Source organism: Phenylobacterium sp. SCN 70-31 (assembly GCF_001724605.1).
Taxonomy (GTDB): domain Bacteria; phylum Pseudomonadota; class Alphaproteobacteria; order Caulobacterales; family Caulobacteraceae; genus Phenylobacterium.
On sequence record NZ_MEEX01000061.1, the window covers coordinates 1 to 12,094 of the forward strand.

Annotated in this window: 11 protein-coding genes; 8 read left to right on the forward strand and 3 right to left on the reverse strand. The window is 69.0% G+C overall.

The annotated features are described in order from the left end of the window. Positions 1-139: 139 nt before the first annotated feature. The 6 genes from ABS78_RS23820 to ABS78_RS23845 all read left to right on the forward strand — a co-directional run bounded on the left by ABS78_RS23820 (position 140) and on the right by ABS78_RS23845 (position 7,054). Positions 140-1,153, forward strand: a complete 1,014-nt coding sequence (locus ABS78_RS23820; RefSeq protein ID WP_293385708.1) for a hypothetical protein — start codon at positions 140-142, stop codon at positions 1,151-1,153. Continuing rightward, the gene (locus tag ABS78_RS23825; protein ID WP_293385710.1) at positions 1,150-2,559 is read left to right on the forward strand and encodes a hypothetical protein; all 1,410 of its coding nucleotides are present in this window, start codon (positions 1,150-1,152) and stop codon (positions 2,557-2,559) included. Before ABS78_RS23820 ends, ABS78_RS23825 begins: the two co-directional genes overlap by 4 nt. A 213-nt stretch (positions 2,560-2,772) precedes the next feature. Further along, positions 2,773-4,515, forward strand: a complete 1,743-nt coding sequence (locus ABS78_RS23830) for a retron Ec67 family RNA-directed DNA polymerase/endonuclease (RefSeq protein WP_293385712.1) — start codon at positions 2,773-2,775, stop codon at positions 4,513-4,515. Positions 4,516-4,790: 275 nt separating this feature from the next. Beyond that, positions 4,791-5,765, forward strand: a complete 975-nt coding sequence (locus ABS78_RS23835; protein WP_293385714.1) for a hypothetical protein — start codon at positions 4,791-4,793, stop codon at positions 5,763-5,765. Between the two features lie 54 nt (positions 5,766-5,819). After that, positions 5,820-6,233 (forward strand): hypothetical protein, encoded by a 414-nt coding sequence (locus ABS78_RS23840; protein WP_293385717.1) that lies wholly within the window; start codon positions 5,820-5,822, stop codon positions 6,231-6,233. After that, complete coding sequence (locus ABS78_RS23845) at positions 6,155-7,054, forward strand: phytanoyl-CoA dioxygenase family protein (RefSeq protein WP_293385719.1); 900 nt, start codon at positions 6,155-6,157, stop codon at positions 7,052-7,054. The genes ABS78_RS23840 and ABS78_RS23845 overlap by 79 nt, the downstream gene beginning before the upstream one ends. 26 nt (positions 7,055-7,080) lie before the next feature. Here ABS78_RS23845 and ABS78_RS23850 read toward each other — a convergent pair whose 3' ends face one another. The 3 genes from ABS78_RS23850 to ABS78_RS23860 all read right to left on the reverse strand — a co-directional run bounded on the left by ABS78_RS23850 (position 7,081) and on the right by ABS78_RS23860 (position 9,104). After that, on the reverse strand, positions 7,081-7,518 hold the full coding sequence (locus ABS78_RS23850) for an organic hydroperoxide resistance protein (RefSeq protein ID WP_293385721.1): 438 nt from the start codon (positions 7,516-7,518) through the stop codon (positions 7,081-7,083). Positions 7,519-7,702: 184 nt separating this feature from the next. Beyond that, positions 7,703-8,104 carry a YciI family protein gene (locus ABS78_RS23855; RefSeq protein ID WP_293385724.1) on the reverse strand — a complete coding sequence of 134 codons (402 nt, stop codon included), beginning with the start codon at positions 8,102-8,104 and terminating at the stop codon, positions 7,703-7,705. Between the two features lie 70 nt (positions 8,105-8,174). Continuing rightward, positions 8,175-9,104, reverse strand: a complete 930-nt coding sequence (locus tag ABS78_RS23860; RefSeq protein WP_293385727.1) for a hypothetical protein — start codon at positions 9,102-9,104, stop codon at positions 8,175-8,177. 125 nt (positions 9,105-9,229) lie between these two features. Between ABS78_RS23860 and ABS78_RS23865 the strand changes: the two genes are divergently transcribed. Next, positions 9,230-10,903, forward strand: coding sequence for a serine hydrolase domain-containing protein (locus tag ABS78_RS23865; RefSeq protein ID WP_293385730.1), 1,674 nt, complete (start codon positions 9,230-9,232; stop codon positions 10,901-10,903). 59 nt (positions 10,904-10,962) lie between these two features. Next, positions 10,963-11,856, forward strand: a complete 894-nt coding sequence (locus ABS78_RS23870; protein WP_293385733.1) for an Hsp33 family molecular chaperone — start codon at positions 10,963-10,965, stop codon at positions 11,854-11,856. The last annotated feature ends 238 nt before the right edge of the window (positions 11,857-12,094 follow it).

The following is a 12,094-nucleotide window of genomic DNA, read 5'->3' on the forward strand; positions in this document are numbered from 1 at the left end:
ATGATCTGCTCTTCCGTGAACCTTGATCGCTTCATTCGTCCGTCCTTTGGTCGGGCGGACTCTAGCTATTCCTGGCTGAGTTTCAGGGGGTCACGTCACGGGGCCGAACCCGTTCCCCCACGGCCTCTTCTGGACGACGATGAAAGGCCGGCGGCCATTCAAAGCCGTCGAGAATCTCATCGCAAAGGCCAAGGCGAAAGGCGTCAAAGCTGAGGTTGTAGAGATTGAGACGTTCGACTCGTTGATGTCTCGGGTCTGGCGGCAGCTCCCCAACCGTTCTGCCGAATTGATCGCCGCGGTGAGCAAAGGGGCCATGACCACGGTGAGCTTGCCGCTTCCGCCCGCGGGAAAAGCTGCCCCGATCCTACGCCTCAACGGACTGCCGGTGGGTGATCTGCCGAGGGCTTGCTTCGAGCTTCGCTTCAAAGCCGATCAGGAGTGGGCAGCACTTCGCGAGGCCGAAGGTCGCGCGAAGGGTGCGATGATCTGCACGAAGGAGAGCTCTGTTTGGGCCTGGGGACACGAGGCGACGATCCGAAGCGCATTCGGCGCTGAGCTGACAGACGTCCAGCCGAGCGCGCTTGGTGATCGCGTGGACGATCTGGCATCGAACCTCTACCTCAAGGGCTTCCTTGAACAGGCGATGGGGAACGCGCTGCGCCGCGGACAACCGCTCCTGTTGAGGAGCGACCGGTCGGGCTCAACGCTCATCGTTGACCGACACGCTGCACAGAACTCCGCACTCGACGGCCTTCGCACGGCCATTGGCGGCCCGCTGTATGGTCAGGTTGGTGGGCTCAAAACGACGCCGACGCCGGATCATCCGACATCGGAGCCGGTCTATTGGGCAGAGTGCGTCCACCTCGACCTCCAGCAGATCGAGGGCAGCAACTGGCTTCTCCTCAGCCCCGACGTGTGGATTTGGCCGAAGTGGGCTCGGAGAGACGCGACCGACTTCCTCGACCGACGATGCGGAGGGAGGTTTAATCCGAAGGCTGACAAGTTGTTGTCGGCGTGGATTGCGCTTCTGCTTCCTGGTGGCCGGCGCGGCGCCGATCACAGTGTGACGGCCTTCGATGGCGTAGCTGGCCCTGGCAATCCAACCTTTGCCCTGAACGAACGCACGGCGTTCAGCCGGAGGCCGGGCGCATGAGCATGAAATCGGAAATGAGCGCCTATCAGGCGGTGCCCGAGCCGCGCCTGATTTTCGCGGGCGGGCAGACCGATTTGCACCCGCTTCGTGGACTCATCTCGCAAGGTCCCTACAGCCTGACCCTGGGCGTTCCGAGCCGGGTGCGCATTGCGTATCTAGCGCCGCAGCGCGACCTCGCGCGGCTGGATCGCCTTGCAAACGAGCTTGGTCAGGCAGTGAAACCTGTTGAAGCGACCAACTACTACCCGGAGTACCCCGGCTTTGATCAGCTCTTTCGCTGCCCGCTGATCAAGCCAACCGACCCTCTCAAGATCGCGCTGCCTGCTGATCTCGACGGGTTCGCACGCGCTTCAGACAGAGCGCAGCTGGCGCGACACCTGTTCGATGCCATCGGCAAGGCAGGACAGTTCAAGTCGCAGTTTGATGTCCTGCTGCTCTACCTGCCGTCTGCCTGGTCGGCCTGCTTTGAAGGCCAGGGGTTCCACTTGCACGACTACCTGAAGGCCTACTGCGCGCCGGTCGGCATACCTATCCAGATCGTGCTGGAAGGCGCGATGACACGAAAATGCAGGGCCAACGTGATGTGGGGCCTGAGCCTGGCGCTCTATTCCAAGGCCAACGGCATCCCGTGGAAGCTGGCGGGTCTCGATCGAGAGTCGGCCTTCATCGGCATCAGTTACGCCATGAAGACCAGCCCGACGGGTATGGAATACACGACGTGTTGCAGTCAGGTCTTCGACCCGGACGGCACGGGGTTCCAGTTCGTCGCCTACGACACGCGCGACTACACCAAGGATCGCCGGGACAACCCCTACCTCTCATACAACGAGATGCTCAGCGTGATGTCGCGGAGCCTGGAAATCTACCAGCGCGGCCACTCGGGACGCGCGCCCAAGAAAGTCACGATCCACAAGAACACCCCGTTCAGGGACGACGAAGCTCTCGGCGCGATTGACGCGTTCAATGCGCAAACCGAGGTCGAACTGGTGCAGATCGTGAAGAGCACCAACTGGTTTGGCACGCGGTACAATGCTGCGGCGACGCCGGGGCCAGACGGTTATCCCGTCACGCGGGGAACCTATCTGCCGATCTCGCCCGATGAGACCTTCCTTTGGACGCAGGGCAGCGTGAAGGGCGTGCACATGCTCGGGCCCACGCGCGACGTCTACAAGGAGGCGACGCTGAAGCCGGTGCCGTCTCCGCTGATTGTAAGACGCTTCAGCGGCAGTGGCGGGTGGTTCGACACATGCGCCGGGATCATCGGTCTCACAAAGATGGATTGGAATAATAACACACTCTACAAGAAGCTCCCGGTCACGCTCGAATATTCACAGCGGTTTGCGAAGATCATCCAGCAAAACCCCAACCTCGTGGACGCCGAGTTTGATTTCCGGAACTTCATGTAGGCACCCTCGCTAAGCGCTTTCTGGACAATTCTCTCCCATCCCTGCTAGCCTTCGCGTCAGGCTTGCAGACAGACTTGTTGTCTCGTTATTGAGGCATAAGAAACAATGTTGGGGACGGTCGCTCCTCGACGCTCCTTCAGGGACGCATCGTCGATGGGCCATGCGCACGCGTAAGAGTGTCTGCAAGCCCCTCTTCTGGGCGGGGCGCGAGGTTTGTCAAAGCTTGTACTGCTGAAGGGCGCTACGTCGCTCTCCGATGTCGCGGCGCTGCTCGGCTTCACGCCGGCGGGCTTGTCGTTCGTCCTCTACAAGCAACACCCGGCGCTTAAGTACGCCAAGTTCGAGATTCCGAAGAAGGACGGCGGCACGCGTGAAATCTGCGCGCCGCTCGGACCGCTCAAGGCGATCCAGCGCGAACTCGCCACGCTGCTCAACGAATGCCGAGCGGAGATCCTTGAGGCGACCAAGCGCGCTCCGCTCTCACACGGCTTTCGAGAAGACCTTTCTATCGTCACGAACGCCCACAATCACACGGCGCGGCGTTACGTTCTGAACGTCGACCTGGCCGACTTCTTCCCGACGTTCAATTTCGGGCGCGTTCGAGGCTTCTTTCTCAAGGACAAGGATTTCGAGCTTCACGAGAAGGTGGCGACGGTGCTCGCCCAGATCGCCTGTTTCGAGAACTCGCTGCCGCAAGGCAGCCCGTGTTCGCCGGTCATTGCCGACATGATCGCGCATGTTCTCGACGCGCGGCTGGTTGGGCTAGCGAAGAAGGCGAAAGTGACCTACTCGCGCTACGCCGACGATCTGTCGTTCTCGACCAACCAGAAGAGCTTCCCCGAAGGGCTCGCTAAGCCATCGGCTGTGGGAAGTGGCGTGTGGGTCGCTGGCGACGACCTAGTGAAAAAGATCGAGGCGTCCGGCTTCAAGCTCAACCCGGCGAAGACGCGGATGCAGTTCCGCGGCAGCCGGCAGGTGGTCACGGGGCTCACGGTCAACGCGAAGGTCAACGTCTCGCAGAAGTACTGGCGCGGGATACGGTCGATGTGTCGGGCGCTCTACACGACGGGCGCGTACCACTTGCCCTCACCGAAGGCCGGGGCGCCCGCGGGTGATCCGCCTGAGAAGATCGCAAGCCTCAGGGTCTTGGCCGGGATGTTGAGCCACGTCTACCACGTGAAGCGCGAGAGCGGCTTTGCGCCTGACGGCGAGAAGGAGGAGATCGTCTTCGGACACACCGACCATGAGCGGTTCTGGTTTTTCCGGTCGTTCGTGGCGCTGGATCGTCCGCTCATCCTTTGCGAAGGCGTCACGGACAACGTCTACCTGCGCAACGCGATGCGGCAGAAGGCGGCTGCATTCCCCCAGCTCGCGGCGAAGACTCCTGAGGGCTACAAATTCGCCGTCGCGCTTTTCTCCTACGACAACCTCATCCACAAAATCCTTGGCATCACGGGCGGCATTGGCCCCGTCCTGAAGCTCATTCATGGCTATCGAAGGCGGCTAAAGGCCTTCAAATACCGGCCCTTTTTGCATCCAGTCATTGTCGTCGTTGACAACGATACAGCGCTGAACGCGAAGACCTGCAATGCGCTCAAGAAGCACTTCGGCGTCGACATCACGCACGGCTCAGCCGACGACTTCTTCTATCTCACCAACAACCTGTACCTCGTGAAGACGCCGTTGGTCGGCACGAAGGCGATGACCTGTATCGAGGACTTGTTCGACGACGCGACGCTCAAGAAGGACCTCGACGGGAAGGTTTTCCATACCGAGAAGGAGGGCTTCGACGCCTCGAAGCATATCGGCAAGAAGCTATTCGCGACCAAAGTGATCGCGCCCGAGGCCGCGACGATTTCTTGGGACGGATTTGAGCCGCTCCTCGCCCGCGTTGCCGCGGTCTTGAATGCCTATGCGGCCAAGGTCGCCGCGGATGCATCATCAAGCACGACCTGAGGAGCGGCCGGTTCTGTGCCCGGACCCAACTTCCGCTCCTGGCGCATTCTCGACCTTGCGCTGTCGAGTGACCTCCGTCTTGAATCCTGAGGGCTTCTGGCGGTCCTCGCAGGCGGCGGCCTGTGGGGTGTGGAGGTCTTTTGTTCTTCTTTTGTTCTTGACTTCCGCAGCCGTCTCAGGTAACCTCCAGACGTAGGCCTTGCGGCCGGCGCGCGCCACAGGCGCGGACGCGGCGCGGGCCTCGGTTTCTCTCTTCTTCCTGGGGCAGGTGGGCGATGTCGGAGACGGCAGGGGGTCTTGACGTGGGGCGGCCGGGGCGGGCGGCGCCGGGGGAGAGCCTGTATTCGGCGGCGGCCGGGCGGGAGATCTGTGCGGCGGTGGCGGCGGGGCGCAGCCTGATGTCGGTGTGCGGGGAGCCGGGGCGGCCGCACCGGACGACGATCCGCAACTGGGAGCGCTCGCACCCCGAGTTCGCCGAGGCGCTGCGGTCGGCCTATCGCGAGGCGCGGGTGTCGGTGCGGATGCGCGACCGGCAGCGGGCCGCCGAACGGGCCCTGCGCCCGCCGCCGCGGCGCGGGGGCAAGGCCAGCGGCTATACGCGCGCGCTGGGCGAGGCGATCTGCGCCCGGCTCGTGGAGGGCGAGAGCCTGACCGCCATCGGGCGGGACCCGGACATGCCCTGCTACGGCACGATCCTGGCCTGGGTGAAGCGCCACCCCGCGTTCGAGGACATGTATGTGGCGGCGCGGGCGGCGCAGGCCGAGCGGCTGACCGACGAGGCGCGCGATCTGGCGGCGGCGGCCACGATGGCGGACGTGCCGGTCTCGCGCCTGCGCTTCGACGTGCTGCGCTGGCTGGCGGCGCGGGTGGCGGCGAAGAAGTACGAGGCGCGGCTGGAGACGGCGCTGGCGATCCGCGAGGCGGAGGCCGCCGAGATGGCGGCGCGTGAGGCGGGGTCGGGCGGAACGGGGGCGGGCGGGGCCGCGGACGGGGCGCCGCGCCAGGTGGTCTTCACCGTCACCCGGTTCGAGCGCGGGCCGGACGGGCGGGTGCTGGCCGCGCCGCCGCGCGACGCCGGGGAGGCGCAGGCCTGGGTGGAATCCACCGGCCGTCCCTATGCGACCGGCGTGGGGCCGAACGGGGAGATCCGCCCGCCGATGGACACGCCCGAGGGCTGGGCGCGCCGGGACGCCTATGTGGCGGCGGTGGAGCGGGCGGCGTCGGAACGGCGGGCGGGGCGGCGGCGATAGGCCGGGGCGCACGATGAAGTTGCGAGTCATTCGCATTTAGGGCAGTCTGGCGGCATGTCCGCGATCACCACCGTCGAAGCGCTCGAAGCCTGCGTGGGGGCCGCCGGCCTGCCCGTGAAGATGAAGATCATCGACCACCTGGACCGCCAGGCGCGGCGGTGGATCGCCGAGGCGCCGCTGGCGTTCGTGGGCGTGGGGACCCCGGACGGGCCTCGCGTGGGGCTGGCCGGCGGGGCGCGCGGCTTCGCCACGGTGACGGGATCGGGGACGCTGGCGCTGCCGCGGGCGTCGCTGGAGGGCGTGACTCCCCCGCGGCTTCGGGCGCAGGATGAGGGCCAGAGGCCGAATGGCCCCAAGCCCCCCGATGGGGAGCGCCCGGAGGAACGCCCATGCCCGAACTGGCCCATCTGCCCGCCCATGCGCCGGCGGCCGACATCGTCGCGATCCTGGAACGCGACGGGGCGCTGATCCTGGACGACGCCCTGCCGGCCGGCGAGCTGGCCGCGCTGGTCGCCGAGCTGCGCCCCTATGTGGAGGCCACCGAGGTGGGGCGCGACGCCTTCAGCGGGGCGCGGACCACGCGGACGGGGGCGCTGGTGGCGCGCTCGCCGCTGACCCGGCGGCTGGTGATGGACGGGCGGGTGCGGGCGCTGTGCGAGGCGGTGCTGGGGCCGAACTGCCACCGCTGGCAGCTCCACCTGACCCAACTCATCCGCATCCTGCCGGGGCAGGGCGGCCAGCCCATCCACCGCGACCGCTGGGCCTGGGGGCGGCATCTGAGCCACGTGGAGCCGCAGCTCAACACCATCTGGGCGCTGACCGACTTCACCGAGGCGAACGGGGCGACGCAGGTGGTCCCGGGCTCGACCGGCTGGCCCGACGACCGCAAGGCCGAGCCGCACGAGATCGGGCGGGCGACGATGAAGGCCGGATCGGTGCTGGTCTACACGGGCAGCGTCTTCCACGCCGGCGGCGCCAACGACAGCGAGGTCGATCGCTGGGGCCTGAACATCACCTACTGCCTGGGCTGGCTGCGGCAGGAGGAGAACCAGTACCTGTCGTGCCCGCCCGAGGTCGCGCGGACGCTGGAGCCCGAGCTGCAGGCGCTGCTGGGCTACGCCATGGGCAACTATGCGCTGGGCTACTTCACGCCGCCGGTGGGGCCGGGCGAGGGGCCCGAGGCCGTGCCGCCGGAGTGGGCGCTGAAGGGCGGCGAGGCGACGGGAAGTCTGGGCGGCGAGGACCTCTACGCCGACGTCGTGGCGCGGGCGCGCAAGGCGCAGGCGTAGAGGCGCAGGCGTAGAGGCGGGCCCGCTCAGACGACGCTGAGGCGGACGTCGACGTTGCCGCGGGTGGCGTTGGAGTAGGGGCAGACCTCGTGGGCCTTCTGCACCAGCGCCTCGGCGTCGGCGCGGTCGAGGCCGGGCAGCTCCACCTTCAGCGCGATGTCGAGGCCGAAGCCGCCCGCGGCGCGGGGACCGATCCCGACCTCGGCCGTGACGGCCACGTCGGCGGGGACCTTCACGCCCGCCGGCCCGGCGACGGCCTTCATGGCGCCGATGAAGCAGGCGGCGTAGCCGGCCGCGAAGAGCTGTTCGGGATTGTTCCCCGCGCCGCCCGCGCCGCCCAGTTCGCGCGGGGTGGAGAGGGCGAGGTCGAGGCTTCCGTCCAGGGTTCCGGTGCGGCCGTCGCGGCCTCCGGTGGCGCGGGCCGCGGTGCGGTAGAGGACGTTCACGGGACTCGGGGCGGACATGATGGGCTCCTTCCAATTTCGAGCGATTAAATCGCGTACGATATATTTAGGGCCTCGCGCCGGCGCTTCAAGCGCGGGCGGCGGTTTTTCTTGCGGAGCCCGCTACCGCCCCCGCCCATAGGCCCCCATCGCGGACGGGGTGTCATGCGGTTGTGGCCCGGCATCCGAGCCCAGGGGGCGGCGCTCACGGCCGGACGTCGCCCAGGCCGTTGTCGGTGAGGGGAAAGACGGCGCCCGGCACATACAGCACGACCGGCCGGATCTCGTAGACCGCCGAGGGGTTGGCGACGCGCAGGCCGCGGGCCGCCTCGACGGCCTCTTCGAGGGTGGCCGCCTCCAGCACATAGAAGCCCAGCAGCGCCTCCTTGGTCTCGGCGAAAGGGCCGTCGGTGACCACGCCCGGGCCGGGGCCGCGCAGGGTGACGGCCCGGCCGGTCGCGCCCAGGCGCGCGGCGGGACCCAGGCGGCCCTCGTCCACCATCCGGTCGTGGACCGACATCAGGTCGTCCATGAGCGCGTTGTCCTGGTGTTCGGTCCAGGCCTGGACGATGTCTTCCTCGTGATAGGCCAGGATGGCGTAGAGCATGCGGCTTCCTCCGACGATGGCGTTCGAGCCAGAGGACGGCCGGCGGCGCGCCGACCCGACAACTGCGCGATCAGCGCACCCGGTACGCCTGGCTCATCTGGATCTTGTACGTCCGCGCGACCCAGTTGGGCACGTCCTCGTCGAGGTCGAGGGCGGCGCCGCGGTCGCGCCGGCTGGCGTCCTCGTCGCCGCGCAGCGCCGCGAGCAGGCTGACGCCGTAGAGGGCCGGGGCGCTCTTGGGGTCGTCGGCCAGGACCCTGGCGAAGTCGGTGCGGGCCTCGGCGTTGCGGCCGATCTTCACGAACATGTAGCCGCGGTCGATGCGGATGGCGTGGTCGGCCGGGGCGAGGCGGATGGCGCGGGCGCAATCCTCGGGCGCCTGTGGCCGCCAGGCGCCGCGCGCGGCGGCGGCGCACAGCCAGGCGGCGGCGTGGGGATCGGCGTCGTCCGGATCGGCCGCAATCACGGCTTCCGGCGGTTCCTGGGCCTCGCGCTGGGCGACGTCGAGGCCGGCCACGATCCGGCCCTTGCGGCCCTGGCACAGGGCGGGGACCTGATAGTCGGCGGGTTCGGCGACGCGGCCATGCCTGGGCGCGTAGCCGGCGACGGCCGAGACGAGCTTGCCCTTCGCGTCGAACACGCCCGTGGCGGCGTCGAACACGCGCCCGGCGGCGCAGTCCACCGTGGGCCGGGTGACGCGGAACGCGCCGCCCTCGACTCCGGTGACCGTACGCCCGACCGTGAGGATGGGCGCGGCGGCGCGGTCGCCGTCCCGGCGGATCTCGTCGATCGCGAGATAGGTCCAGCCGCCGAAACTCTCGTTCAACACCTGGAGCCGGCCCGCGGGCAACGCGGGCGGGACGGCCGCGGCGGCTTCGGTGTTCTCGCCGGCCTGGCGGGCGTCGCCCAGGACCCACCATCCGATGGCCGCCGCGCCCACAAGGGCCACGGCCGCAAACACGCCCACGCGCACGGCGCCGGCCGATCCCGTCTTCGCCATCCCGACCGTCTCCCCCCGGTTGCGGAAGGCTAGGCGCCGTTCCTTCAGTTGTCGAGCGGTGAGCGTGGCGACCTGTTCAGGCCTGGGGTGGGCCCCTAGAGTCCGGTCGGGGTGGGAGAAGCGCGATGCGGTGGTCGGGAATCCTCGTGGCGGCGGCGGTGGCGTCGGCCGGGCCGACGCACGCTCATGCCCAGTCGCCGGCTCCGTCCCGGGCTCTGCAGGTCGAGGCCCAGGCCTTGCCGGCGGCCCTCGACGCCGTGTTCGCGGCCTATACGCCGGCCACGCCCGGCTGCGCGGTGGGCGTGAGGCAGGGGGACCGGCCGCCCGTCTTCCGCGCCTACGGGTCGGCCGACCTGGAGCACCGCGTTCCGATCACCCCGGAGACCGTGTTCGAGGCGGGCTCGGTGTCCAAGCAGTTCACCGCCGCCGCCATCCTGCTGCTGGCCGACGAGGGCAAGCTGTCGCTCGCCGACGACATCCGCAAGCACCTGCCCGAGATGCCGGACTACGGCCGCCCGATCACGGTGGACATGCTGCTCAGCCACACGAGCGGCCTGCGCGACTGGGGCGAGCTGATGGCGCTGGCCGGCTGGCCGCGGACCAGCCGCGTCTACACCCACGCCGAAGTGCTGCCGATCGCGGCCCGCCAACGGGCGCTCAACGACACGCCGGGCGAGGCCTATTCCTACACCAACACGGGCTACAACCTCGCCGCCCTGATCGTGCAGCGGGTGAGCGGCTATAGCCTGGCCGACTACACGAAGCTGAAGATCTTCGAGCCGCTGGGCATGACCCGGACGTCCTGGCGCGACAACTTCCGGCGCATCGTTCCCGGACGGGCTGTCGCCTATCGCGCCGTGCCCGGCGGAAGCGGCGCCGCCTTCGGCCAGGACATGCCGTTCGAGAACACCTACGGCCACGGCGGCCTGCTGACCACCGTGGGCGATCTCCTGATCTGGAACGAGGCGCTGGCGACCGGCCGCCTCGGCCCCACGCTCTACGCCCGCATGCAGCAGTCGCCGACGCTGACGGGCGGGCGGACGATCGCCTATGCGCGCGGCCTGATGAACCTGTCGGTGGACGGTCGGGCCGAGGTCTCGCACGGCGGGGCCACCGCCGGCTATCGCGCCTGGCTGGCCCGGCTGCCCGCCGAGCGGCTGTCGGTGGCGCTGCTCTGCAACCGCGCCGACGCCAATCCGGTGATCCTGGGCCATCGCGTTGCCGAGGCGGCGGCGCCCTCCGGCCGCCGGCCGGACGCGGCGGGTCCGCCGCCGGCGGCCGATCTCCAGCGGCTGCCGGGGGTCTATGTGGACGAACGGAGCGGCGGGGTCCTGGTGATCGCGGCCCGGGGCGGCGGGCTGGAGGCGGCCGGCGGCCGCCCCGTGGCCCGCGCCCTGCGACCGGCCGGAGCGGTCGGCCGGTACGTCGCGGAGGACGTGCTCTATCGCTTCGGCGGCGAAGGCCTGGTGCTGCGCACGCCCGACGGCGAGACGGCGGACTATCGCCGGATCGAGCCGGTGAGGCCCGCGCCCGCGGACCTCCAGGCCATCGCCGGGGCCTACGCCTCGTCCGAGGCCGGCGCGGTGCTCAACGTCGGCGTCAGCGGCGGCCGCCTCGTCGTGGCCCCGGCCGACCGTCCCGCGGGGGCGGAGGCGGCCCTTCCGCTCCACCGCGACGCCTTCCGCGTGGACGGCGCCCTCGTCCGGGTCCTGCGCGCCGCCGACGGCCGCGTCACCGGCCTGCGCTTCACCACCGCCCGCGTCCACGCCCTGGACTTCCGCCGCATCGAGGCGCCCTGACGTCGTTCGCAGAAGGCCGGGTGCTCGCAACCGCGGCCGCAGCGCCTATATTGGCGCCCATGCCTGACACTCCCATTCCCGACGACCTCGTCGGCGCGTTCCAGATCGACGGCGAGCCCGTGCGCGGCCGCGTGGTGCGCCTGGGCGCCGCCATCGACGAGATCCTGCGCGGACACGACTACCCCGAGCCGGTGGCCAACCTGCTGGGCGAGGCCTGTGCGCTGGCCGCCCTCGTGGGGTCGAATCTCAAGTTCGAAGGGCGCCTCATCGTCGAAGCCCGCGGCGCGGGCGCCGTGCGCTATGTCGTCGCCGACTACGACACCTCGGGGGGGCTGCGCGGCTACTGCCGGTTCGATCCCGAAGAGGTGGCCGCCGTCTCGGGCGGATTCCAGCGGCCCGGCGCCCGCAGCCTGCTGGGCGAGGGTGCGTTCATGATGACGGTGGACCAGGGGCCCGACATGGACCGCTACCAGGGCGTCACCAGCATCGAGGGCGAGACGCTGGCCCTTTGCGCCGAGCAGTATTTCGCCCAGTCGGAGCAGACGCCCACCCGCGTCCGCCTGGCCGTGGGCGCCGACCCCGGCGCCTGGCGCGCCGGCGGCTTCATGATCCAGCACATCGCGGGCGACGCCGCCCGCGGCGACACCGAGGAGGCCTGGAACCGCACCCAGGCCTTCTTCGAGACCATCGGCGAGGACGAACTGCTCGACACCGAGCTGTCGTCCGACCGGCTGCTGTTCCGCCTGTTCCACGAGGACGGCGTGCGCGTGTTCGGCTCGAAGCCCCTGCGGGCCTTCTGCCGGTGCAGCGAGGAGCGGATCGTAACGGTGCTGAAGTCGTTCGACGCCGCCGAACGGGCCGACATGGTCGAGGACGACGGCAAGATCCGCGTCACCTGCGAATACTGCAGCCGCGTCTACGCCCTCGAACCCGAAGCCCTGGCCTCGGCTTAGGAAGGCCGCCGCCGTCGCTGGGACGAGGGAAGCGGAAAATCGGCCTGAGAGCTCCCAATCCTACGTCCGCTTCTGACGTAGCGGGGGTGGTTGGATGGTCCCATGTCCGAGGGACCTGCCGTCTTCAAACCACGGAAAGCACGGAAGGGCGTCCGGTCCTGCAAGGCCGCGAAGCGGCGCCCCTGCATGCCGAGAACCGCGGAAGCCCGCGGAGAGACGCGGAAGGCGAAGCTGCGCT

Excerpts from the sequence above, each read along its gene's own strand:
- ABS78_RS23820 (WP_293385708.1), top strand. The coding sequence starts at position 140 with ATGAAAGGCCGGCGGCCATTCAAAGCCGTCGAGAATCTCATCGCAAAG.
- ABS78_RS23825 (WP_293385710.1), top strand. The coding sequence starts at position 1,150 with ATGAGCATGAAATCGGAAATGAGCGCCTATCAGGCGGTGCCCGAGCCG.
- ABS78_RS23835 (WP_293385714.1), top strand. The coding sequence starts at position 4,791 with ATGTCGGAGACGGCAGGGGGTCTTGACGTGGGGCGGCCGGGGCGGGCG.
- ABS78_RS23840 (WP_293385717.1), top strand. The coding sequence starts at position 5,820 with ATGTCCGCGATCACCACCGTCGAAGCGCTCGAAGCCTGCGTGGGGGCC.
- ABS78_RS23845 (WP_293385719.1), top strand. The coding sequence starts at position 6,155 with ATGCCCGAACTGGCCCATCTGCCCGCCCATGCGCCGGCGGCCGACATC.
- ABS78_RS23850 (WP_293385721.1), bottom strand. The coding sequence starts at position 7,518 with ATGTCCGCCCCGAGTCCCGTGAACGTCCTCTACCGCACCGCGGCCCGC.
- ABS78_RS23855 (WP_293385724.1), bottom strand. The coding sequence starts at position 8,104 with ATGCTCTACGCCATCCTGGCCTATCACGAGGAAGACATCGTCCAGGCC.
- ABS78_RS23860 (WP_293385727.1), bottom strand. The coding sequence starts at position 9,104 with ATGGCGAAGACGGGATCGGCCGGCGCCGTGCGCGTGGGCGTGTTTGCG.
- ABS78_RS23865 (WP_293385730.1), top strand. The coding sequence starts at position 9,230 with ATGCGGTGGTCGGGAATCCTCGTGGCGGCGGCGGTGGCGTCGGCCGGG.
- ABS78_RS23870 (WP_293385733.1), top strand. The coding sequence starts at position 10,963 with ATGCCTGACACTCCCATTCCCGACGACCTCGTCGGCGCGTTCCAGATC.